Annotated in this window: 19 protein-coding genes and 1 pseudogene; 5 read left to right on the top strand and 15 right to left on the bottom strand. The window is 74.4% G+C overall.

The window, feature by feature from the left end:
• Positions 1-153: 153 nt before the first annotated feature.
• The 8 genes and pseudogenes from EJK16_RS20320 to EJK16_RS14930 form a co-directional block, all read right to left on the bottom strand.
• Positions 154-663: a GNAT family N-acetyltransferase gene (locus tag EJK16_RS20320; RefSeq protein ID WP_240646106.1), complete on the bottom strand. Its 510-nt coding sequence runs from the start codon at positions 661-663 to the stop codon at positions 154-156.
• Between the two features lie 129 nt (positions 664-792).
• A pseudogene (gene trmD, locus EJK16_RS20315) lies at positions 793-1,647 on the bottom strand (tRNA (guanosine(37)-N1)-methyltransferase TrmD); the annotation flags it as partial.
• Position 1,648: 1 nt separating this feature from the next.
• Complete coding sequence (gene rimM, locus EJK16_RS14955) at positions 1,649-2,230, bottom strand: ribosome maturation factor RimM (protein WP_127130691.1); 582 nt, start codon at positions 2,228-2,230, stop codon at positions 1,649-1,651.
• 100 nt (positions 2,231-2,330) lie between these two features.
• The gene (locus tag EJK16_RS14950) at positions 2,331-2,570 is read right to left on the bottom strand and encodes an RNA-binding protein (protein ID WP_127130689.1); all 240 of its coding nucleotides are present in this window, start codon (positions 2,568-2,570) and stop codon (positions 2,331-2,333) included.
• Positions 2,571-2,575: 5 nt separating this feature from the next.
• The gene (gene rpsP, locus EJK16_RS14945; RefSeq protein ID WP_127130687.1) at positions 2,576-3,049 is read right to left on the bottom strand and encodes a 30S ribosomal protein S16; all 474 of its coding nucleotides are present in this window, start codon (positions 3,047-3,049) and stop codon (positions 2,576-2,578) included.
• A 253-nt stretch (positions 3,050-3,302) separates the two neighbouring features.
• A complete protein-coding gene (locus EJK16_RS14940; RefSeq protein ID WP_127130685.1) occupies positions 3,303-4,049 on the bottom strand; it encodes a hypothetical protein in 747 nt (248 codons plus the stop codon).
• Positions 4,046-4,942 carry an ATP-binding cassette domain-containing protein gene (locus EJK16_RS14935; RefSeq protein WP_127130683.1) on the bottom strand — a complete coding sequence of 299 codons (897 nt, stop codon included), beginning with the start codon at positions 4,940-4,942 and terminating at the stop codon, positions 4,046-4,048. The genes EJK16_RS14940 and EJK16_RS14935 overlap by 4 nt, the downstream gene beginning before the upstream one ends.
• Entirely contained in the window at positions 4,939-5,310 is a 372-nt protein-coding gene (locus EJK16_RS14930; RefSeq protein WP_127130681.1) for a GntR family transcriptional regulator, read from the bottom strand. The genes EJK16_RS14935 and EJK16_RS14930 overlap by 4 nt, the downstream gene beginning before the upstream one ends.
• A 104-nt stretch (positions 5,311-5,414) precedes the next feature.
• Here EJK16_RS14930 and EJK16_RS14925 point away from each other — a divergent pair, with 104 nt between their 5' ends.
• Positions 5,415-6,098, top strand: a complete 684-nt coding sequence (locus EJK16_RS14925) for a GPP34 family phosphoprotein (RefSeq protein WP_127130679.1) — start codon at positions 5,415-5,417, stop codon at positions 6,096-6,098.
• 11 nt (positions 6,099-6,109) lie between these two features.
• Here the strand turns inward: EJK16_RS14925 and EJK16_RS14920 are convergent, their stop codons facing one another.
• The 5 genes from EJK16_RS14920 to EJK16_RS14895 form a co-directional block, all read right to left on the bottom strand.
• Complete coding sequence (locus EJK16_RS14920; RefSeq protein ID WP_127130677.1) at positions 6,110-7,204, bottom strand: amidohydrolase family protein; 1,095 nt, start codon at positions 7,202-7,204, stop codon at positions 6,110-6,112.
• Between the two features lie 740 nt (positions 7,205-7,944).
• A complete protein-coding gene (gene ffh / locus EJK16_RS14910) occupies positions 7,945-9,495 on the bottom strand; it encodes a signal recognition particle protein (protein WP_127130675.1) in 1,551 nt (516 codons plus the stop codon).
• 37 nt (positions 9,496-9,532) lie between these two features.
• A complete protein-coding gene (locus EJK16_RS14905) occupies positions 9,533-10,012 on the bottom strand; it encodes an HD domain-containing protein (RefSeq protein WP_164737364.1) in 480 nt (159 codons plus the stop codon).
• A gap of 71 nt (positions 10,013-10,083) precedes the next feature.
• Positions 10,084-10,482, bottom strand: coding sequence for a cupin domain-containing protein (locus EJK16_RS14900; protein ID WP_127130671.1), 399 nt, complete (start codon positions 10,480-10,482; stop codon positions 10,084-10,086).
• A 103-nt stretch (positions 10,483-10,585) separates the two neighbouring features.
• Positions 10,586-11,923, bottom strand: a complete 1,338-nt coding sequence (locus tag EJK16_RS14895; protein ID WP_127130669.1) for a 6-phospho-beta-glucosidase — start codon at positions 11,921-11,923, stop codon at positions 10,586-10,588.
• A 37-nt stretch (positions 11,924-11,960) separates the two neighbouring features.
• Between EJK16_RS14895 and EJK16_RS14890 the strand changes: the two genes are divergently transcribed.
• From EJK16_RS14890 to EJK16_RS14875, 4 genes are all read left to right on the top strand, one after another.
• Positions 11,961-13,094, top strand: a complete 1,134-nt coding sequence (locus EJK16_RS14890; RefSeq protein ID WP_127130667.1) for a carbohydrate kinase family protein — start codon at positions 11,961-11,963, stop codon at positions 13,092-13,094.
• Between the two features lie 74 nt (positions 13,095-13,168).
• Entirely contained in the window at positions 13,169-14,461 is a 1,293-nt protein-coding gene (locus EJK16_RS14885; RefSeq protein ID WP_127130665.1) for an alpha/beta fold hydrolase, read from the top strand.
• Between the two features lie 447 nt (positions 14,462-14,908).
• Positions 14,909-17,587, top strand: coding sequence for a valine--tRNA ligase (gene valS, locus EJK16_RS14880; protein WP_127130663.1), 2,679 nt, complete (start codon positions 14,909-14,911; stop codon positions 17,585-17,587).
• An 84-nt stretch (positions 17,588-17,671) separates the two neighbouring features.
• Positions 17,672-19,510 (top strand): AMP-dependent synthetase/ligase, encoded by a 1,839-nt coding sequence (locus EJK16_RS14875; protein ID WP_127130661.1) that lies wholly within the window; start codon positions 17,672-17,674, stop codon positions 19,508-19,510.
• Positions 19,511-20,061: 551 nt separating this feature from the next.
• Here the strand turns inward: EJK16_RS14875 and EJK16_RS14870 are convergent.
• Positions 20,062-20,433 carry a chorismate mutase gene (locus EJK16_RS14870; RefSeq protein ID WP_127130659.1) on the bottom strand — a complete coding sequence of 124 codons (372 nt, stop codon included), beginning with the start codon at positions 20,431-20,433 and terminating at the stop codon, positions 20,062-20,064.
• Positions 20,434-20,668: 235 nt separating this feature from the next.
• Positions 20,669-21,886, bottom strand: a complete 1,218-nt coding sequence (locus EJK16_RS19680; RefSeq protein ID WP_164737363.1) for a Vms1/Ankzf1 family peptidyl-tRNA hydrolase — start codon at positions 21,884-21,886, stop codon at positions 20,669-20,671.
• Positions 21,887-21,991: the final 105 nt, after the last annotated feature.

Here is a 21,991-nt window from a genome sequence, read left to right as displayed (position 1 = left end):
ACAGGTCACGCGCGATTCTCGGGGCGGCCGGGGCCACCGTGGTATCTGGGTCGCTCGGCGTCTGCGGGCCTTGTGGACCCCCTGCGGCAGGTCCGACGGGCGCTGTCTCGCGACGCACGGCCTCCCTAGTCTGCCACAGCCGCCACGGCCGGCCTAACGGCCGCCGTCGTGCTGTGCTGTGGGGTCCGCCACGTGCAGCGCCCGCGCCATGACCAGATCCTGCTCGAGGCTGTCCCCCACCCGGAATCGGCGGGTGCCGACGACGGTGAAGCCGTGCCGGCTGTAGCTGCGCTGCGCCCGCCGGTTGCCCTGGTTCGTGCCGAGCCAGACGACGGCGAGGCGCTCCCCCGCGACGTCGAGCGTCCGGGCGGTGTCCAGGGTCGCCTCGAGGAGGACACCCGCGACGCCGGTGCCCTGGTAGGCCGGGAGCACGTAGCACTTGCTCAGCTCCGCGGCGGGCCGGGCGCCGACGGCGTCGGCGACGTCCGGGGCGTACGGCGGCTCCCCGGGCTCCCTGGGCAGCACGAGGAGGGTGTAGCCGACGAGTTCGCCCGCGGCCTCGGCCACCAGCACGAGGTAGCGGGCGTCGTCGGCCACGTAGGCGGCGAAGTGCCGCTCGGACAGGCGCGTGTCGATGAAGGCCTGGACGTCCGCGGGCGCCATGTGGGGCGGGCAGGCGAGCGGGAAGGTGGCCGCGGCGAGCGCCGCGAGGGCGGCGACGTCGGCCCCCGTCGCGCGCCGCACGCGCACGCGGGTCGGGGCGACGGGCGTCCCCGGGGCGCGGGGCGCGGGCACGAACCACCCGTGGGCGGCGAGGACCTTGAGGTCGGCGCGGTCCAGGGCACCCGGGTCGAGGGCGGCGAGCATGTCGGGGCGCCGCTCCGCCGTGCGCGCCAGCGCCTGGTCGCGGCGCCAGCGCGCGACCCTGCCGTGGTGGCCCGAGGCCAGCACGTCGGGCACCTCCAGCCCGGACCAGACCGGCGGCTTGGTGTAGACGGGGTACTCCAGCAGCCCCGCCGCCCCGTGCGACTCCTCCACGAGGGACTCGGGGTTGCCGATGACGCCCGGCAGGAGGCGGGCGACCGCCTCGACGACCACGAGGGCGGCCACCTCCCCGCCGTTGAGGACGTAGTCGCCGAGGGAGATCTCGTGCACCTCGATGCCCGGCTCCGCGCGGTAGTGCTCGGCCACGCGGGCGTCAATGCCCTCGTAGCGCCCGCAGGCGATGACCACCTGGTCGGCGGCGGCGAGGTCCTCGGCCATGGCCTGGGTGAACCGGTCGCCGGAGGGGGTCGGGACGAGCAGGACGCGGCGGTGGGCCGCCGCGCCGGCGTCGGGCGCGCCGGGCGCGTCGGCCCCACGGGCGTCCGGCGTCCCGGGAGCGTCGGGGGCGTCCGGCGCGCCGGACGGGTCGGCGGAGAGCCCGAGCACGTCGTCGAGGGCCACGCCCCAGACGTCGGGGCGCATGACCATGCCGGCCCCGCCGCCGAAGGGCGTGTCGTCCACGGTGCGGTGGCGGTCGGTGGCCCAGCCGCGCAGGTCGTGCACGCGCAGGTCGAGCAGCCCGTCGCGCCGGGCCTTGCCGACCAGGGAGAGGTCCAGCGCGTCGAGGTAGCCGGGGAAGATGGTGACGACGTCGAGCCGCACGTCAGCCCTCCTGCTCGCCGGCCCCGTCGGTGCCGGGCCCGGTGCGCCGCGGCTCCTCGTCCTCGTCGTCGGCGGGGTCGGAGGCGAAGAGCCCCCGGGGCGGGTCGAGGGTGATCGTGCCGGCCTCGACGTCGACGTCGGGGACGAACGCGGCGACGAAGGGCACGCGGGCCTCGGCGCCGTCGGGCTCGTCGATGACCAGGACGTCCTGGGCGGGCAGGACCTCGAGGTCCTTGACGGTGCCGAGCGCGCGACCGTCGACGTGGACGGCGCGCAGGCCGACGAGCTCGTGGGGGTACCAGCCCTCGTCGTCGTCGCCCTCGTCCTCGTCGCTCTCGACGACGAGCCGGACCCCGCGCAGCGACTCCGCGCCCGTGCGGTCGTGCACCTCGTCGAAGACGACGTACCAGGAGTCCTGGACGTTGCGGGTGCGGGCCACGGTCAGCGGGCCGGCGTCGGCCGGCTCGGTCTCGATCACGTTGCCCTCGGCGAGGCGGCGGCGCGGGTCGTCCGTGCGTAGATCCAGACGGACCTCCCCGCGCAGACCGTGGGGCGCTCCGATGATCGCGACGGTCAGCAGCACGCCGGCTCCTTTGATGCAGATGGGTGGTGGGGCAGCTGCCCCCGGATACGCGCAGACCCGGCCCGCGCCGTGGCGGGGGCCGGGTCTGCGGCGGACGAGCTCAGCGCCGGTCGGTGTCCACGACGTCGACCCGGACGGGACCGGTGGTCGACAGCGCGCCGATGACGGTGCGCAGGGCCCGGGCGGTGCGCCCGGCCCGGCCGATCACGCGACCCAGGTCCTCCGGGTGAACGCGCACCTCCAGCAGCTCGCCGCGGCGCAGCGAACGGGCGGAGACGTGCACGTCGTCCGGGTGGTCGACGATGCCGCGCACCAGGTGCTCGAGAGCGTCAGCCAGCACGGGGATCAGGCGTCCTGTGCGGGAGCCTCGGCGTCGCCCTCGGCCTCGGCGGGCGCCTCGGCAGGAGCCTTGTCGGACTCGGCCTTGGCGGCCTTGTCCTCGGCGGCGCGGGCCTTGCGCTTCTCCGCGTCCTGCTCGGCGGCCTTGACCGCGGCGGCCTTGGTCTCGGCGGCGGTCTCCGCGGAGGAGTCCTTGGTCCGCAGGGTGCCCTCGGCGCCCGGCAGGCCCTTGAACTTCTGCCAGTCACCCGTGATCTTGAGGAGCACGGCGACCTGGTCGGAGGGCTGGGCGCCCACGGAGAGCCAGTACTGCGCCCGCTCCGAGTTGATGTCGATGAGCGAAGGCTCCTCGGTGGGGTGGTACTTGCCGATCTCCTCGATCGCCCGGCCGTCGCGCTTGGTGTGCGAGTCCATCACGACGACGCGGTAGTACGGCGCGCGGATCTTGCCCATGCGCTTGAGACGGATCTTGACTGCCACTAGGTGGTCACTCCTGGTTCGATGTCGGTGGACCGCGCAGGACCCCGGTGGGTTTCGGCGTCTCGGTTGGTCGCAGGACACAGCCTCGGACGGTGAGAGGGCCGGCCGCGCTGAGTACAGCGGGTCATTCTGCCAGATCCCGGGGCGTCAAAGAAACCCTGCGATGTGGGACGCGCCACGGTCACCGGGCGGTCCTCGCCCGCCGCCCCAGGTCCTGGAGCTGGATGCCGGGCCGGCGCCTCGACGACGGGGTTCATGACTGGACGCTCCGGATCGGGACGTGCCGGGCGAGGAGGTAGTAGGCCAGCGCGGCCGCGGCGAGCACGGCCACGGAGACGATGGCGGCGGCGGGGGCGGACAGGTCCAGCGGCGCGAGCAGCTGGAGCTGACCGGTGGTCAGGCTCGGAGAGCCGACGAGGTAGATCGGTGCGAGGGTCAGCGGCAGGACGACGGTGCCCCACCAGCCGCCGAGCCGGTAGTAGGCCATCCCCACGAGCAGGCCGCTGAGCTGGCCGGCGACGAACGAGAGCGCCAGCCCGGGGACGACCCCGAGCCCCGAAGGGGGGTCGAAGCCGTGCTGCGGGTCGACGCCACCGCCCGACCCGACGTGGCTCCACCCGTTGGCGCCGTAGACCAGCCCCTCAAGCTCGAGCCCGATTCCGGCGAGGAGGGCGTAGACGACACCGACGACGACGCCGACCACGACGGTGGCCCGCACGAACGCGGCACGGGTGAGGCCGCTGGCGACGTGGGCGGCGAGGCCGGCGGTGCAGAAGATGACCGCCATCGCGAAGCCCGTCCACAGGGCACCGTGCCTGCTGAACTGGAAGATCGACACCTCGACGTCGGCGAAGCGGCTGAGGAGGCCGACGACGACCGTGGCGGCCACGGCCATGGTGGCCCACAGCCACGCCCCCACGGCGGCCTGGGACCGCAGCTGCCAGCGGGCGGCGCGCAGCCACGGCGCCCGGACGGGCCTGATGGTGGTGAGCGTGGTCATCGGGACTCCCTCGCGGTCAGGTGGATGAACAGGTCCTGCAGGGGGACGCCGCCGAGCTCGAGGCCGGCAGCGGCCGCCCGGTCGAGGGCGCCGTCGTCGAGGTCGTCGAAGATCGTGACCTGCCGGGTCCGGCCGAGGTCGCGGGTGCCGACGACGCCGAGGCCGGCGACGGCGGTGGCGACGCGGTCGGCCGGCCCGGTGATGGTCACGCCCTTGGCGCGCAGGACGTCGACCTCCTCGCACAGGAGCACCGTGCCGCCGTCGAGGATGACCACCCGCTCCAGGAGGTGCTCGATCTCGCCGATGAGGTGGCTGGAGAGGATCACGGTGCGGGGGTGGGCGATGACGTCGGCGAGCAGCACGTCGTAGAACAGCTGACGCGACGGGGCGTCCATGCCCAGGTGGACCTCGTCGAAGATGGTCAGCGGCGCGCGGGTGGCGAGGCCGATGACGGCGCCGAGCGCGGAGCGCTGCCCGCGGGAGAGCTTGTCCGGGGCCTTGCGACCGTCGACGGCGAAGGCGTCGAGGAGCTCCTCGGCCCAGGCGGCGTCGAACCCGGGACGCATAGCGGCGACATACCTGAGGTTGACCTTGCCCCGCTCGTGGGCCAGCACGTCGCCGCCCTCGCGGGTGATGCTGGTGCCACCCATGACGCGGGCGTTCTCGAACGGGTCCTCGCCGTCCACGCGCACCTGCCCCGACGCCCCCCGCCGCATGGCGGCGAGCACGGACAGCAGCGTCGTCTTGCCGGAGCCGTTGCGGCCGAGCAGCCCGTAGATGCCGCCGGCGGGGAGGTCGAACGTGACGCCGTCGAGCGCCGTGGTGCGGCCGTAGCGCACGGTCAGGTCGCGGACGGCGACGTCGAACCCGGCTGTCTCCTGCAGTGCGCTCATCGCGCGGCCCTCCTCGGGTGGTTGCGGGTGAGGTGCTCGACCAGCTCCTCGACGCCGATGCCGAGCAGCTCGGCCTGGGCGAGGGCGGGGTCGAGCACCTCGGTGAAGTACGACTGGCGGTGCTGGCCCAGCAGGCGCTCCCGGGCGCCGGTCGCGACGAACATGCCGACGCCCCGGCGCTTGTAGAGCAGGCCCTCGTCGACCAGCTCGGCGAAGGCCTTGGCGGCGGTGGCGGGGTTGATGCGGTAGGTCGTCGCGTACTGGGTGGTCGACATGACCTGGCCCTCCTCGGGCAGGGTCCCGGCGAGGATCTCGGCGCGGATCTGCTGGGCGATCTGCACGTAGATGGGCTCACGTCCCTCGAACATCCGACCCCCTCCGTGGTTCATTACTGGACCAATGAACCACGGAACCGCGGAAGGCGCAAGGGATTCCCGGGAAGCCCGCGCCCGGGCCTCGGTACGGTGTCGTCATGCTGCTCGCCGAGGACCTGCTGCTTCTGCTGACCGACGACTCCAGCGGCCGGGCCGCGCTGGACGGCACCCGGCTGGACCTGGCGCTGGCCGGCGCCGTCGTGCTCGAGCTGGCCACGGCCGGCCGGGTCGTCGTGTCCGAGCCCGGCGGGGCTGTGCGCCCCGGCCGTCTCGTCGTGCGCGACCCCTCCCCCACGGGTGACGGCGTGCTGGACGAGGCGCTGCGGCGCATCGGCACCCGGCGGCCCGGCAAGCCTCAGGACCACCTGCCCGGCCTGGCGAAGCAGCTGCGGCCGGGCCTGCTGGACCGCCTCGTCGGGCGCGGGATCCTGCGGGCCGAGCAGGGCCGCGTGCTCGGCATCTTCCCCACCCGCTCGTGGCCCGCGGTGGACTCGGCGCACGAGCGCGACGTGCGCCGGGGCCTAGTCGAGGTGCTCGCGCTCGGCCGGACGCCGACCCCCCGCGAGGCGGCGCTCGTGTCGCTGCTGGGCGCCGTGGACCAGGTCCCGAGGGTCATGGCCGGCTCGGGCCTCGACAAGCGCGAGCTACGCCGTCGGGCTCGGGCCATCGCCGCGGGCGAGTTCGCCGGCGAGGCGGTGCGCAAGGCCGTCGCGGCCGTCACCGCCGCCACGTCCGCCGCCGTCACGGCCGCGACGTCGGCGGCGGTCGTCGCAGGCTCCTGACGCCTCCGCGGTCAGACGAGCCGACCGCGCAGGACGACGGCGGAGGGCTGGGTCAGCACCGCGACGTCGTCGCGGGGGTCGGCGTCGTACATGACGACGTCGGCGCTCGCGCCGTCCGCGATCCCCGGGGCACCGAGGAAGGCGCGGGCCCGCCAGCTCGCGGCGGCGACGACGTCGCGGGCCGGGACACCGGCGCGGACGACCTCGGCCAGCTCGGCGGGGAGTGAGCCGTGGGCGATGGTGCCGCCGGCGTCGGAGCCCATGAGCAGCGGGACGCCGGCGTCATGGAACGCGCGCACCTGCTCGTAGCGGCGGGCGTGCATCCGGGACATCCGGGCGGCGTAGCGCGGGTACCTGGCGCCGGCCTGCGTGGCGAAGGACGCGAAGTAGCCGACCTGCAGGAGGGTGGGGGTCACCGGGATGCCCCGGCGGGCCGCCTCCGCGATGTGGTCGGCGTCCATGCCGGTGCCGTGCTCGATGCCGTCGACGCCGGCGTCGAGGAGGGGGTCGATCGTCTCGTGCGCGAAGGTGTGGGCGGTGACGCGCGCGCCGTTCTCGTGGGCTGCGGCGACCGCGTCGGCCAGGACGTCGGCCGGCCAGAGGGGGCGCAGGTCGGAGTCGGCGCCGTCGGACCTGTCGATCCAGTCGGCGACGATCTTGACCCAGCCGTCCCCGAACCTCGCCTGCTCGGCCACGGCCTCGGGCAGCTGGGCGACGTCGTCGAGCTCGAGGCCGTAGTGGCGCAGGTACCGCTTGGGCCGGGCGAGGTGGTGCCCGGCGCGGATGAGGACCGGCAGGTCCGTGCGCTCCTGCACCCAGCGGTTGTCCATGGGCGAGCCGGCGTCACGGACGAGCAGCGTCCCGGCGTCGAGGTCGGCCTTCGCCTGGAGGAGCGCCTCCTCGTAGTCGACCTCGCCGTCGGGACCGAGGCCGATGTGGCAGTGGACGTCGACGAGCCCGGGCAGCACCCAGCCCGTGAGGGTGCGGGCCGTCTCCGCCCCGGCCGGCAGGGTCAGGCTCAGGCGGCCGTCCGTCACCCAGCACTCGGGCAGCTCGGTGCGGTCGTCGACGACGACGGTCCCCTGGAGGTGCAGCACGTCACTCATGCGCCCTACGTTCTCACGCGCCGGCGTGCCAGCATGGGCAGGTAGGGAGGCCGCGGCTGCGTGTCTGGCTGCGTGGGTGCGTGGTCGCGTGTGTGCACGGGAGTGAGCGGGAGGAGATGACCGCCATGGGCCCTGCGTTGCCGCCAGACCTCGTGGCCGCCGCCGCCCGCGGCTGGCCGCGGACCGGTACCGCGGCGCCGGGGCCGACGCCCGGGCTGATCTCGGAGCAGCCGGCGGGGCCCGGGTTGGCCCGGGGGCCTGGGCTGGCCCGGGGGCCGGGGATGGCCCAGGGGCCGGGGTTGGCCCAGGGGCCGGGGATGGCCCAGGGGCCCCGGTTGACCCCGGGGCCTCGGTTGACCCCGGAACCGGGGCGGTGCCGCCGCGCGCGCCCGTCAACGCCGGCCCTCCGCCGTCCGACACCGCCCAGGCGCGCGCCCGCGCGTGGGCTATCGAGCTGGCCTCACGGGGCGGCTGAGCCTGACGACGCTGACGGCGCTCTCCCAACCTCGGCGCTTCGCCGGCTCCGCTCGCACGCCGAAAACTTCGTACTGACTATCCGTACGAAGTCTTCCCCGTGTTCCCAAGGGCGGGCGGCTGTTCCCGGGGGCGGGCGGCTGTTCCCGGGGGCGGGCGGCTGTTCCCGGGGGCGGGCGGCGACGTCGGCGCCGCCCGCCGGCTCACCACGGCAGCGCTGATGGCCGCCCGGTCAGTACTTGACCGCTCGGCGAGGGAGGGGGGCGTCAGCGCAGGTACTTCTGCAGCTCCTCGAGGTCGGGAACCTCCTGCGCCTTCGGCTGGCCCAGCCCGAACGCAGAGCCGGCCCGCGCCTGCGGCGCCACCTGCTGGGAGGCCTCGAGCTCCTGCTGGGCGCGCTTGGCCGGGTTCCCGGACTTGCCTTTCTTGCCCTTCTTCGGCGGGGGCGCCATCCGGCCCTTCGCCTTCTTCCCGCCGCCGGGCAGCATGCCCATGCCGGGCATGCCCTTGCCGGCGCCGCGCGCCATCTGCCGCATCATGGTCTTGGCCTGTTCGAAGCGCTCCATGAGCGCGTTGACCTCGGTGACGGTGGTACCCGAGCCCCGGGCGATGCGCTGGCGGCGCGAGCCGTTGAGGATCTTGGGGTTCGTGCGCTCGGCCGGCGTCATCGAGTGGACGATCGCCTCGACGCGGTCCACCTCGCGCTCGTCGAAGTTCTCCAGCTGCTCACGCATCTGGCCCATGCCCGGCAGCATGCCGAGCATCTTCTTCATCGAGCCCATCTTCTTCAGCTGGGCCAGCTGGGCCAGGAAGTCCTGGAGGGTGAAGTCACCGTCGCCGGCGATCTTGTTGGCCATCTCCTCGGCCTGCGCGGCGTCGAACGTGCGCTCGGCCTGCTCGATGAGGGTGAGGATGTCGCCCATGTCGAGGATGCGGGAGGCCATCCGGTCGGCGTGGAAGCGCTCGAAGTCGGAGAGCTTCTCGCCGGTGGACGCGAAGAGCACCGGCTTGCCGGTCACGCCGCGCACGGACAGCGCGGCGCCACCGCGGGCGTCGCCGTCGAGCTTGGACAGGACCACGCCGGTGAAGCCGACGCCCTCGGCGAACGCGTTGGCGGTGGTGACCGCGTCCTGCCCGATCATGGCGTCGAGGACGAAGAGGATCTCGTCCGGGTCGACGGCGTCGCGGATGTCGGCGGCCTGCTGCATCATCTCGGTGTCGATGCCGAGGCGTCCGGCGGTGTCGACCACGACGACGGAGTAGAGCTTGTCGCGGGCGTGCTGGATGCCGGAGCGGGCGACGGCGACCGGGTCGCCGACGCCGTTGCCGGGCTCGGGCGCCCACACCGGCACGCCGGCCTGCCCGCCGACCACCTGGAGCTGGGTGACGGCGTTGGGCCGCTGGAGGTCGGAGGCGACGAGCAGCGGCGTGTGGCCCTGCTCGCGCAGCCACCTGCCCAGCTTGCCGGCCAGGGTCGTCTTGCCCGCGCCCTGGAGGCCCGCGAGCATGATGACCGTCGGCGGGTGCTTGGCGAAGTGCAGGTCGCGCGCCTCGCCGCCGAGGATCTCGACCAGCTCCGCGTTGACGATCTTGATGATCTGCTGCGCCGGGTTCAGCGCGGCCGAGACCTCGGCGGACTTGGCCCGCTCGCGCACGTTGGCGGTGAACGAGCGCACGACCGGGAGGGCGACGTCGGCCTCGAGCAGGGCGCGACGGATCTCCGAGACGGTCGCGTCGATGTCAGCCTCGGACAGGCGCCCCTTGCCGCGGAGCTGCTTGAAGGAGGCGGTGAGCCGGTCGGACAGGTTGGCGAACAAGGCGGTACCTCGGGTCGGCAGGGAGAAGGACTGTAGGTCAGGGTAACGCGAGAGTGGCGGCCACCCGAGCGGTAAGGGTGTCGACCAGCCCCGCCCGCCACGACGTCCACGCCTGCGGGCCGGCGGCCGTCGCGTCGGCCTCGGTCAGGCGCCGCAGCATCGCCAGGACCTCGGGGCGCTCGTCGACGGCGTCGGCCACGTGCGCGATGACCACCGGGTCGCGCAGGTTCTTCGTCGTGGCGGTCTCGGCGAGCAGCAGGTGCTCGCGCACGAGCAGGACCACGGTGTCCCGGTCCGCGGGCGCCAGGCCGAGGCGGTCCATCATCGGGCCCACGAGGCGCGCGCCCGCCTCGGCGTGGTGGCGGCCGCCGGGGACCTTGCCGATGTCGTGGAAGATCGCCGCCAGCAGGAGGAGGTCCTCGCGGACCGGCGGGGGCGTGGCGCCCGCGGGACCGCCAGCGCCGGCCGGCCCGCCGCCACCTGCCGGCCGGCCGGCGCCGGCCGGCCCGCCGCCCACGCGCGCCCGGCCCGCCGCCCACGCGCGCCCGGCCCGCCGCCCACGCGCGCCCGGCCGGAGAGCGCCCGCGCTCAGCCCTGCGGCGGTTCGTCCTGCCCGGACACCTCGGCCTTCTCGGCGTCCTCCTTGGTCGCGTGCACGGCGCCGTCGGCGTGGTGCGGCGGCCCGTAGATCGTGTACAGCACGAGCGGGTTGGGGCCGACGTTGATGAAGTTGTGCCGGGTGCCCGCCGGGACCGCCACGATGTCGCCGGCGGTCACGAACTGTTCGTCGTCCTCGACCACGGCCTTCCCGGACCCGGAGACGAAGCTGAGGATCTGGTCGTTGTCCCAGTGGGTCTCCTCGCCGATGTCACCGCCCGGTTGGATCGTCATGATCACGAGCTGGCTGTGCTCGCCCGTCCACAGCACGCGCCGGAACTCCGCGGAGGCCTCGGGCTCGGCCTCGCGTGACCAGAGTCGGATGGTCATCGTCGTCCCCCTCTCGGCCCGGTCGCGGGCGCGCCGGTGCACCCGCATAGCGTCCCTCAGCGGGCCGTGCCGTGCAGGCGAATCGGCCGGGCGATCGCCGGCCTCAGAGCGTGTCGACGAGCCGCCGGGCGACCGCCGCGGAGTCGACGAGCGGGTGCGCCGCGAACGCCTTCCACGCCGTCTCGCGCGAGCGGGTGCGGGCGGCCTCGATGATCAGCCGCTCGCTGGCCTTCACCGCGGCGACCCGGGCGAGCATCGCGGGCGCCAGGGACGTGCGCAGCGCCAGCGGGTGCACGCCCGTGGCGTCCACGCGCACCGGCACCTCGACGACGGCGTCGGTCGGCAGGCCCGGGAGGATCGCGGCGCCGTCGTCGCCGCGGTTCGCGACGTCGAGGATCATGCGGTGCTCCTCGGCGCCGAGCAGCGCGGCCATGAGGTCGACGGCCACCTCGTGATAGCCGCCGCCCAGGTCCTCGGACTCGCGTGCCCCGGCGTCGGCGCTCTCCCGCTCGGTGGCCATGTAGGTGGCCTCCCGCACGGCCAGGGCCTCCCGCCACAGCGCCAGCGCCCGGCCCGGCTCGGCGGCGGCCGCCGCGTAGAAGCCGCCCTGCTGGACGGCGAGGAACTCCCCGCGGGTGCTCTCCTGCCCCGCGATGGCGGCCACGGCCTCGCGGGTGAAGTCGTAGTAGTACAGGTACTCGTTGGGCAGCGCGCCGAGCGCGCGCACCCAGTCGGCGCCCATGAGCCGGACCTCCTCCAGGCCGGCGAGGGCGGCGTCGTCCGCGAGCAGCCCCGGCAGCAGGTCCCGCCCGTCGGCGCGCAGCGCCCGCAGCCAGCCGAGGTGGTTCAGCCCGGCGTAGTCGACCTCGACGTCGCCGCGGTCGAAGGCGAGGGGGTCCCGCCCGACGGCCCGCAGCGCCCGGCGCACCAGGGCGATGGGGGTGTCGCAGATGCCCAGCACCCTCCCGCCCAGGCGTGCGCGCATGGCCTCGGTGACGATGGACGCCGGGTTGGTGAAGTTGATCGTCCACGCGGCCGGCGCCAGGTGGGCGATGCGCGCGGCGACCCGGTCGGCCACCGGCACCGTGCGCAACGCGTAGGCGAGACCCCCGGGCCCGACGGTCTCCTGACCCAGGAGGCCCTCGCCGAGCGCGGCCCGCTCGTCGTGGGTCCGCCCGGCCGTCCCGCCCACGCGGATGGCGGAGAAGATCACGTCCGCCCCGGTGACGGCGTCGTCGAGGTCCGTGGTGGCGCGCACGGCCGGCGCGTCGGCGGCCTCGTCGGCGAGCTGGGCGAGGACGCGCGTCATCGTGGCGAGCCGGTCGGGGTCGTCGTCGAGCAGGACGACCTGGTCGACGTCGACGCGTGCCCGGGCGGCCGCGACGGCCTGGTAGACGAGCGGCACGCGGAACCCGCCGCCGCCGAGGATGGTGAGAATCACCAGGCCACGCTAGCGGGATGGGAGGATCGTCCTCACCATGAGCACCCAGCCCCCCAGCCCCGAGCCCGCCGACGCCGCCCTGGACCTGCTGGTCGCCGGGCCGGTCTTCTTCGACATCGTCTTCACGGGGCTGCCCAGCACCCCGCGCGCCGGGACGGAGGTGTGGGCCGAGGGCATGGGCTCCGCCCCCGGCGGCATCGCGAACCTCGCGGTGGCGGCCGCGCGGCTGGGGCTGCGCACCGGCCTCGCGGCGGGCTTCGGCGACGACGCGTACGCGGACTGGCTGTGGACCGTGCTCGGCGAGCAGGAGGGCGTGGACCTGTCCGCGTCCCGCCGCTACAAGCACTGGCACACCTCGGTGACCGTGTCGATGGCCTCCGGGGGCGACCGGGCGATGGTCACCCACGGGCATCCCGACCCCGACGCCGCCACGGACCTCATCGCCGCCGCCCCGCCGGCCCGCGCCGTCGTGGCGGAGCTGACCGAGACCGCACGGGACGAGGTGCCGTGGTGGCGGGCGGTGGCGGACGCCGGCTCGCTGGTCTTCGCCGACGCCGCCTGGGACCCCACCGAGGTCTGGGACGCGGCGCACCTGGACCGGCTGACGGGCTGCTACGCGTTCACGCCCAACGCGGTGGAGGCGATGGCGTACACCCGCGCGGACTCGCCCGCGGCCGCGGCCCGGCTGCTGGCGGAGCACGTGCCCCTGGCCGTGGTGACCCTGGGCGCGGAGGGCGCCCTCGCCGTCGACTCAGCGACGGGGCAGGAGGTCCAGGTGGAGCCGCTGCGCGTCGACGCCATCGACGCCACCGGCGCGGGGGACGTCTTCGCCGCCGCGCTGGTCACCGGGACCCTGCAGGGCTGGGCCCTCGAGCAGCGGCTGCGGTTCGCGGTGCTGTGCTCCGCCCTGGCGGTGCAGCACTTCGGCGGCTCGCTGGCCGCGCCGGGCTGGGGCGACATCGCCGACTGGTGGGGAGCGACCGTGGGTGCCGCGCGCACCGGCGACCGCGCGGCCCGCGAGACGGCCGACGCGTACGAGTTCCTCGCCGACGCCCTGCCCGGCCACGCCCTGGCCCGGGTGCGGCGCGCCGAGGCCACGGTCGCCCGGCTCTCCGACGCCCAGTCCGGCGGGGCCCCGGCCAGCACGGCGCCCATGATGCGCGCCCGGTAGACGGCCGCGACACCGGGCGGGATCCGGACCCCGGCCGGGGTCCGGGCCCCGGCCGGGGAGGGCAGAATCGGTCCATGGACACCTCCCGCTACCGGATCGACGGGCACGACGTCTACGAGCACCGCCTGGCGGTCCCGCTGGACCCCGCCGCCCCGGCCGGCGAGACCATCCAGCTCTTCGCGCGGGAGATCGTGCGCGACGGCGGCGCCGAGCGCCCCCATCTGGTCTGGTTCCAGGGCGGCCCCGGCAGCCGCGGGGACCGGCCGGCGCGCATCACCGGCTGGGTCGACCGGGCCCTGGAGGACTACCGGGTGGTCCTCCTCGACCAGCGCGGCACCGGGCACTCGAGCCCGGCGGACGCCGTGACCGTCACGGCCCGCGGCGACGCGGCCGCGCAGGCGGACTACCTCGCGCACTTCCGGGCGGATGCCATCGTCGCGGACGCCGAGGCGCTGCGCCGCGAGCTCGCCGGCGGCCGGCCCTGGTCGGTGCTCGGGCAGTCCTTCGGTGGGTTCGTCATCACGGCGTACCTCTCGCGCGCCCCGGAGGGCCTGCGGGAGGCGTTCGTCGTCGCCGGGCTCCCCGGCCTGACGGCGACCGCCGAGGAGGTCTACCGCCTCACCTACGCCAAGACGGCCCGGCGCAACCACCAGTACTTCGCCCGCTACCCGGACGACCAGGCGCGCCTGCGGGAGGTCGCCCAGCACCTGGCCGGCACGGAGGAGCTGCTCCCCACGGGCGAGCGGCTCTCCGCCCGCCGGCTGCGGCAGATCGGGATCCGGCTCGGCGCGGACCTCGGCTTCGACGCGCTGCACTACGTCCTCGAGGAGCCCTTCGTCAGCGTCGGCGGCGCCCGGCGGCTGACCCGGTCATTCCTGGCCGACGTCGGCGCCCTGGTCAGCTACGCGGGCAACCCGCTCTACGCCGTCCTGCACGAGGCCATCTACGCGCAGGGGTCGGCCACGCACTGGGCGGCGGAGCGCGTGCGCGGGGAGTTCGCCTCGATGGCCGAGGACGCCGACCCGGCCTGGCCGGCCACCCCGTACTACCTCACGGGCGAGCACATCTACCCGTGGCAGCTGCGCGAGGACCCGGCGCTGCGGCCGCTGGCCGACGCCGCCGACCTCCTCGCCGCCAAGGAGGACTTCCCCGCGCTGTACGACCCGAAGGTGCTCGCCGCGAACACCGTGCCGGTGGCGGCGGCGATCTACGTCGACGACATGTTCGTGCCCCTGGAGCTGTCCCTCGCCACCGCCCGCGCGATCAAGGGCCTGCGCCCGTGGATCACCAACGACTACCAGCACGACGGCATCCGCACCGACGGCGAGCACATCCTCGACAGGCTGATCACCATCGCGCGACGCTGACGGCGCCGCCGTGCTGGGCCGGCTCGGCGCCGCGCTCCACTCCAACGACACCCTGCGCCCCGTCGTCACCGGCCTGCGCAACCACGACGTCGGTCGCGCAGGCCCGCGAGGTCGCCGGGACCTGGGCCGCCGTCGCAGTCGCCGAGCTCGAGCCCGTGCCGGCCGGGAAGATCAAGGACGCCCTGGGCACCTTCGCCGGGATGCTCGTGGACCGGATGGCCTGAGCGCGCGACTGCCCGCGCGGCCGATCGTCACCCGCGCGGCGATGTAGAACAGCGGCGAGGTAGAACAGTTGCGGCGAGGTAGAAGGTTTGAGCGTTCTACCTCGCCGCAACTGTTCTACCTCGTCCTTGTTCTACCTCCGTGGCGGCCGCCGGCGAGCCGGCCCGCCGGCGTCCGCGGACCGTGACGGCGCCCACTGCCGCCGACGTGAAAGAATCTCCCACCATGAGCGAAGCACCCCTGACCGGAACCGTCCCCGAAGCCGAGACCCTCCCGGCCCCGTCGGTACCGGACAAGGTGAGCGTCGACGGCCTCGAGGACCGCTGGAACTCCACGTGGACGCAGGCCGGCACCTACGCCTTCGACCGCACCGCGACCCGCCAGCAGGTCTACTCCATCGACACCCCGCCGCCCACGGTCTCCGGGTCGCTGCACGTGGGCCACGTGTTCAGCTACACCCACACCGACGTCGTCGCCCGCTACCAGCGCATGTGCGGCAAGTCGGTGTTCTACCCGATGGGCTGGGACGACAACGGCCTGCCCACCGAGCGGCGCGTGCAGAACTACTACGGCGTGCGCTGCGACCCGTCGCTGCCCTACGAGCCGGACTTCACGCCCCCGCACATCGGCGGCGAGGGCAAGTCCGTCAAGGCCGCGGACCAGATCCCGGTCAGCCGGAAGAACTTCATCGAGCTGTGCCAGCGCCTCACCGCCGAGGACGAGCAGCAGTTCGAGGCGCTGTGGCGCCACCTCGGCCTCAGCGTGGACTGGGACCACCACTACCAGACCATCGGCAAGGACTCCCAGCTCGTCGCGCAGGCCGGCTTCCTGCGCAACCTCGCCCGCGGGGAGGCCTACCAGGCCGCCGCGCCGGGGCTGTGGGACGTCACCTTCCAGACCGCCGTCGCCCAGGCCGAGCTGGAGGCGCGCGACTACCCCGGCTTCTACCACAAGGTCGCCTTCCACCAGCCGGGCGGCGAGGCGCTCTACATCGAGACGACCCGCCCCGAGCTGCTGGCCGCCTGCGTGGCCCTCATCGCCCACCCCGACGACGAGCGCTACCAGGCCCTCTTCGGCACCACCGTGACCTCGCCGCTGTTCGGGGTCGAGCTGCCCGTCCTCGCCCACCCGGCCGCCGAGATGGACAAGGGCGCCGGCATCGCGATGTGCTGCACCTTCGGCGACCTCACCGACGTCCAGTGGTGGCGCGAGCTCGACCTGCCCACCCGTCCGGTCCTGGGCCGCAACGGCCGCATCCTGGGCGAGACGCCGGACTGGATCACCGACGAGACCGGGCGCGCCCTCTACGCCGAGATGGCGGGCAAGACGACGTTCTCCGCGCGCACCGCCGTCGTCGACGCGCTGCGCGACGCCGGGGACCTCGACGGCGAGCCGACCCCCACCCAGCGCAAGACGAACTTCTTCGAGAAGGGCGACAAGCCGCTGGAGATCGTCACGTCGCGGCAGTGGTACATCCGCAACGGCGGGCGCCCGTACACCGGCCGCTCCGGGCAGGACCTGCGCGAGGAGCTGCTCGAGCGCGGGCAGGAGCTCGACTTCCACCCGGCGTTCATGCGCGTGCGCTACGAGAACTGGGTGGGCGGCCTCAACAGCGACTGGCTGGTCTCCCGCCAGCGCTTCTTCGGCGTGCCGATCCCCGTCTGGTACGCCCTGGACGCCGACGGCGAGCCGGACTACGACCGCGTGCTCGTGCCCGACGAGGCCGCGCTCCCGGTGGACCCGAGCATCGACGTGCCGGCGGGCTACACCGAGGACCAGCGCGGCGTCGCCGGCGGCTTCGTCGGTGAGGTCGACATCATGGACACCTGGGCGACGTCGTCGATGACCCCGCAGATCGCCGGCGGGTGGCTGCGCGACCCCGACCTGTTCGAGCGCGTCTACCCCATGGACCTGCGCCCCCAGGGCCAGGACATCATCCGCACCTGGCTGTTCTCCACCGTGGTCCGGGCGCACCTGGAATTCGGGGCGCTCCCGTGGCGCCACGCCGCCATCAGCGGCTGGATCCTCGACCCCGACCGCAAGAAGATGTCGAAGTCCAAGGGCAACGTCGTCACCCCGATGGGCCTGCTCGAGGAGCACGGCTCCGACGCCGTGCGCTACTGGGCGGCCTCGGCCCGCCTGGGCACCGACGCCGCGTTCGAGGTCGGGCAGATGAAGATCGGCCGGCGGCTGGCCATCAAGATCCTCAACGCCAGCAAGTTCGCGCTCACCATGGGCGGGGACGCCCCGATCGTGCTCGACCCCGCGGCCGTGACCACCCCGATCGACCGGGCGATGCTCGCGGGCCTGGCCGACGTCGTCGAGGCCGCCACGGCCGCCCTCGACGCCTACGACCACACCCGGGCCCTGGAGACGACCGAGACGTTCTTCTGGACCTTCTGCGACGACTACCTCGAGCTCGTCAAGGACCGCGCCTACAACCGCGAGGGCACGCTGCCGGACGCCGAGGTCGCCTCGGCCCGTGCCGCGCTGGCCATCGCCGTGGACACGATGCTGCGCCTGTTCGCCCCGGTCCTGCCCTTCGCCACCGAGGAGGTGTGGAGCTGGTACCGCGCCGGCTCCGTGCACCAGGCGGCCTGGCCGACGGCGGAGCCGCTGCGCGCCGCGGCGGCGGGTGGCGACCCCGCCCTGATCGGCGCCACCGGCCAGGCCCTGGCCGCGCTGCGCAAGGTCAAGTCCGAGGCCAAGGTGTCCCAGCGCACGACCTTCGCCCGGGCCCGCCTCGAGGTGCCCGCGGCCGCCGTCGCGTACCTCCAGCAGGCGCTGGGCGACCTGCGCGCGGCCGGGCGGGTCCGCGGCGACCTGGAGATCGTCGGGTCGTCCGCCGCCGAGCACGCCGACGTGACCGGGCACGAGCTCGACGAGGCCGAGCCGCGCCGCTGAGACCACGCGTCGCCGTCGGCCGGGGCATCCCCGCCGGCGGCGACGTCCGCGGCCGCCCCGGGCGGCCACACTGGAGGGACGTTGATGGACGAGACAGGCACGCACCAGCTGAGCGCGGGACGTGAGGCGAGCACCCCCGGCGTGGGGCGCCTGAGCCCGGAGATGTCCATCCCCCGGATCCTCACCGACCGGCTCGCGAAGTCGCCCGAGGGCACGATCTTCGAGCGCAAGTCGGCGCTGGGCACCGAGTTCGTGCCGGTCACCACCCGGGCGTTCGCCGCCGACGTCGCGGCCGTCGCCAAGGGCATCGTCGCGCTCGGCGTCGCCCCGGGCGAGCGGGTGGCCATCCTCAGCCGCACCAGCTACGAGTGGACCGTGCTCGACTTCGCGGCCTGGTCCGCCGGCGCCGTCCCCGTCTCCGTCTACGAGACGTCCTCGGCCGCCCAGGTCGAGTGGATCGTGTCCGACGCCGAGGTCAAGGTCGTCTTCGCCGAGACCCGGGCGCAGGCCGAGATCGCGCGGGCCCTGATCGGGAAGGTGCCGGGCCTGGAGCGCGTCTTCGTCATCGACGACGGCGCCGTCGCGCAGCTCGTCGAGGCCGGCGCGGACGTGGCCGACCATGAGGTCGCGGACCGCACCGCCGCCCTCGGCATGGACTCCCTCGCCACGATCATCTACACCTCCGGCACCACCGGCCGGCCCAAGGGCGTGGAGCTGACCCACGGGAACTTCGTCTCCCTCGTGGTCAACGGCAGCGACGACCCGAACTTCAGCCAGGTGGTCCGCGGCGGGAACAAGCGCACGCTGCTGTTCATGCCGCTCGCGCACGTCTTCGCCCGGTTCGTCGAGGTGCTGTGCGTGTACTCCGGCGCCGTCATGGGCCACGTCCCGGACGCGAAGAACCTCGTGGCCGACCTCGACGCGTTCAAGCCCACCTTCCTCCTCGCCGTCCCGCGCGTGTTCGAGAAGGTCTACAACGCCGCCGACGCGAAGGCCGGCTCCGGCACCAAGCAGCGCATCTTCCGCTGGGGCGCGAAGGTCGCGATCGAGTACTCCCGGGCGCTGGAGAGCGCCGCGGGCCCGTCCGCCGCCCTCAAGGCCCAGCGGGCGCTGGCGGACCGGCTCGTCTACGGCAAGATCCGCACCGCGATGGGCGGCAGCCTCGTCTACGCCGTCTCGGGCGGCGGGCCCCTGGGCGAGCGGCTGGGTCACTTCTACCGCGGCATCGGGGTCGTCGTCCTGGAGGGCTACGGCCTCACCGAGGTCGGCGCCCCGACCACCGTCAACCGGCCGGGCCTGGTCAAGATCGGCACCGTCGGGCCGCCCTACCCGGGCACGTCGGTCCGCATCGCGGAGGACGGCCAGGTGCTGGTCAAGGGCGGGAACGTCTTCCGCGGTTACCACAACAACCCGGCGGCGACGGCGGAGGCCTTCGACGCCGACGGCTGGTTCGTCACCGGTGACCTGGGCACGCTCGACGACGACGGCTACCTGCGCATCACGGGCCGCAAGAAGGAGATCATCGTGACCGCGGGCGGCAAGAACGTCGCCCCCGCCGTCCTGGAGGACCGCCTGCGCGGCCACCCGCTCGTCTCCCAGGTGGTCGTCGTGGGCGAGGGCAAGCCGTTCATCGGCGCCCTGGTGACCCTCGACGCGGACATGCTCCCGGGCTGGCTGGCCAACCACCACCTGCCCGCGATGAGCGTCGAGGAGGCGGCGGCCGACGAGCGCGTGCTGGCGGCGCTCGACCGCGCCGTCACCCGCGCCAACGACGTGGTCTCGCGGGCCGAGTCGATCCGCAAGGTCAAGGTGCTCACCACGGACTTCACCGAGGAGAACGGCTACCTGACCCCCTCGATGAAGGTCAAGCGCGCGCTGGTGCTCAAGGACTTCGCCGCGGACGTCGAGTCGATCTACGGCTGATCGGCGCGCCTCCCCCATGCCGGCGAGCGCTTTCTGCCGGCGAGCGGTCATCTACTAACAGGGACTGGCGGAGGGGCGCGCCCTGTCCAGGCGCTCGCCCCCTGCCGCGGCGACCGGTCATCTCCTCGGACGCCTTCCCCGGGGCCCGCTTCGGCGGGCGGGAGACCGCCGAGGACCGCCCGCCTGTTCGTCGCACCGCCTGGGACCACCGGGAACCGGCGTGAGATCCGCGGCCAGGTCCCCCCTTCTGAGGGGAGACCGTCCGAGGTAGAACAACTGCGGCGAGATAGAAGGCCGAGATGTGCTGGCTCGCCGGAGAGGTTCTACCTCGCCGACCGGGTGGCGCGGCGCCGTGCCTCGCGTGTGGGGCAAGGCCACGGCAACCATGGCGACCACGCCCACCCCGAGGGCTCCGCGCGTCCGCCACCAGAACCGCGTGGCCGTCGGCGCTGCGGAAAGGTCCCGACCCTCCGTGGATTGAGCCAACGGGATAGACCGGCACGGCAGGAGGGCGCTCACCGGCGCGAAGGCGCGGGGGGCGACAGGGCCACTCAGGCCCGGGGGCCTACCGCGCCCGGCACGGCCTGCTGGGCGCCGTCCTCGGCCATCGTGCCGGCGATGTCCTCGTGGTGGCGGATGACCTCCTCGACGATGAACTTCAGGAACTTCTCCGCGAAGACCGGGTCGAGGCCGGCCTCCTCGGCGAGCGCGCGCAGGCGGGCGACCTGCCGCTCCTCGCGGCCCGGGTCGGACGGCGGCAGGTTGAGGTGCGCCTTGATGACCCCGACCTTCTTCGTGCACCGGAACCGCTCGGCCAGCAGGTGGACCAGGGCCGCATCGATGTTGTCGATGGTGGCCCGAGCCTCCCGGAGCTCGCCGGGCACCTCGGCGGGCTCGTTGCTGCGGTGGATCCCCTCAGTCATGGCCCGATCCTACGTGCGGGGGCGGGCGCGCCCAGCGGCGTCCACCCACCGGCCACCGCGGGGACCGCGCCGCCGGGCTCGGGACGCGGCCCGCGCCGCCGCGACCGCGGGGCGGACCGGAACCCGCGCTGGCCGGCCGGAACCCGCGTGGCCGGGCCGGGACCGGCGCCGGCGGACGAGGCGGTGCAGCGGCGTCACCCCGCCCGCCTCGTCCGCCCCGCCCCGCCGCCCGGGGTCAGACCCGGTGCGCGTCGGCGCTCTGGCTGAAGACCCTGTCGTTCGGGGTCGCGGCGTCGTGCCACCGCAGCAGCGCACCGACGCCGTCGGCCAGGGCGATGCTGGCCTCGTCGGCCACGGTGATGCCGGCCCCCTGGGCCAGCGCCGCCCGGCCGAGGGCCAGGTCGGCGCGCATCTTCCGCGGCGTGGAGACGCCGAGGTCGGCGACGTCCTGCTCGCTCAGCCCGATCTCCAGCGGCGTGTCGCCCACCCACAGGTTCTTCCCCGCGAGCGACGACGGCGGCCCGGCGACGGCCTCCGTGACGATGAGCTCGGCCACCTGGCCGCGGCGCAGCACGTCCAGGACGTCCATCCGTCCGGTCAGCGCCGGGCCGTCCTGCCCCTGGAACTGCCGGAACCGGTCCAGGACCACCTCGCGGCGGCGCAGACGGAACTCCTGCAGCGTGTCGCGGACCCGCGCCGCGAACACGCCCTCCTTCACGCCGTCGGCGCGTGAGCCGCCCTCGACCACGGCGAGGGCCTCACGGGTGGCGGGCCCCACGGCGTCGACGACCAGCGCGCGTGCCCGGACGTCGCCGGTGAGCACGACCAGCTCGGGGTGCCGCTGACCGACGATGCGATCCAGCTCGGCGGCTACCGCCTCGGCGTTGCGTTCCCAGGAGTCCTCCGCGCGCGTCTCGAACCGGCGCTGGGCGCGGCCCCCGGTGCGGAAGCCGCCCTGCGCGCGGCTGCCTGCGCCCGCCTTTGTCAGCACGTCGTGGCCGCCCTCCAGCGAGGTGGTCCCGTTCTTCGCGGCGGCCGCCTGGGCCGAGTCGTGCAGGGTGAGGTCGGCACCGGACCGGTCCACGGCCACGAGCAGGTAGCGGACGTGCTCGTCGGCGACCCGCGCCAGGGCGAAGGCGTTCGGCCCCTCGGCGAAGAGGGCCTCGTCGGCCGCGGGGGGCTCGGCGAGGGAACAATCCAGGAGAATCTCGCCACCCGCAGCCACCAGCACGCGACCGTGCTGGCCGCCGGCGCGGCTGATGACCCGGACGCGCTCCTCGAGCGCCTCCAGGGCGTCCTCCGGGGCCCCCTGGCCCTCGAGCGAGCGGCGCAGGTCCTTCCACCGCGTCAGCACGGCCTGCTCCCCCGTCTCGCTCTCGCGGGTCGCGTCGAGCACGACGGTCGCGAACGGGACGTCGGTGGGCAGGTCGGCCGTGATCCGGTCAAGTCGCATCAGGAACCTCACTCTGTCGGGACCAGTGGTGGGCACCACTGTGCCCCACTGTGCGGGGCACGGCTAGACCGCCCCGGCGGCAGTTGTCCTCATGGTCACTTGGTG

It is taken from the genome of Georgenia sp. SYP-B2076 (genome assembly GCF_003991205.1).
GTDB lineage: Bacteria > Actinomycetota > Actinomycetes > Actinomycetales > Actinomycetaceae > Georgenia.
Note: the sequence above shows the minus strand (reverse complement) of the source record. Positions and strands in the feature narration are given on the sequence as shown.

What these genes read in the sequence shown, in the direction of transcription:
- EJK16_RS20320 (WP_240646106.1), bottom strand. Translation starts at nt 663, where the DNA reads ATGGCGCCCGCGGACGTCCAGGCCTTCATCGACACGCGCCTGTCCGAG.
- EJK16_RS14940 (WP_127130685.1), bottom strand. Translation starts at nt 4,049, where the DNA reads ATGACCACGCTCACCACCATCAGGCCCGTCCGGGCGCCGTGGCTGCGC.
- EJK16_RS14935 (WP_127130683.1), bottom strand. Translation starts at nt 4,942, where the DNA reads ATGAGCGCACTGCAGGAGACAGCCGGGTTCGACGTCGCCGTCCGCGAC.
- EJK16_RS14930 (WP_127130681.1), bottom strand. Translation starts at nt 5,310, where the DNA reads ATGTTCGAGGGACGTGAGCCCATCTACGTGCAGATCGCCCAGCAGATC.
- EJK16_RS14925 (WP_127130679.1), top strand. Translation starts at nt 5,415, where the DNA reads ATGCTGCTCGCCGAGGACCTGCTGCTTCTGCTGACCGACGACTCCAGC.
- EJK16_RS14920 (WP_127130677.1), bottom strand. Translation starts at nt 7,204, where the DNA reads ATGAGTGACGTGCTGCACCTCCAGGGGACCGTCGTCGTCGACGACCGC.
- EJK16_RS14900 (WP_127130671.1), bottom strand. Translation starts at nt 10,482, where the DNA reads ATGACCATCCGACTCTGGTCACGCGAGGCCGAGCCCGAGGCCTCCGCG.
- EJK16_RS14890 (WP_127130667.1), top strand. Translation starts at nt 11,961, where the DNA reads ATGAGCACCCAGCCCCCCAGCCCCGAGCCCGCCGACGCCGCCCTGGAC.
- EJK16_RS14885 (WP_127130665.1), top strand. Translation starts at nt 13,169, where the DNA reads ATGGACACCTCCCGCTACCGGATCGACGGGCACGACGTCTACGAGCAC.
- valS (WP_127130663.1), top strand. Translation starts at nt 14,909, where the DNA reads ATGAGCGAAGCACCCCTGACCGGAACCGTCCCCGAAGCCGAGACCCTC.
- EJK16_RS14875 (WP_127130661.1), top strand. Translation starts at nt 17,672, where the DNA reads ATGGACGAGACAGGCACGCACCAGCTGAGCGCGGGACGTGAGGCGAGC.
- EJK16_RS14870 (WP_127130659.1), bottom strand. Translation starts at nt 20,433, where the DNA reads ATGACTGAGGGGATCCACCGCAGCAACGAGCCCGCCGAGGTGCCCGGC.
- EJK16_RS19680 (WP_164737363.1), bottom strand. Translation starts at nt 21,886, where the DNA reads ATGCGACTTGACCGGATCACGGCCGACCTGCCCACCGACGTCCCGTTC.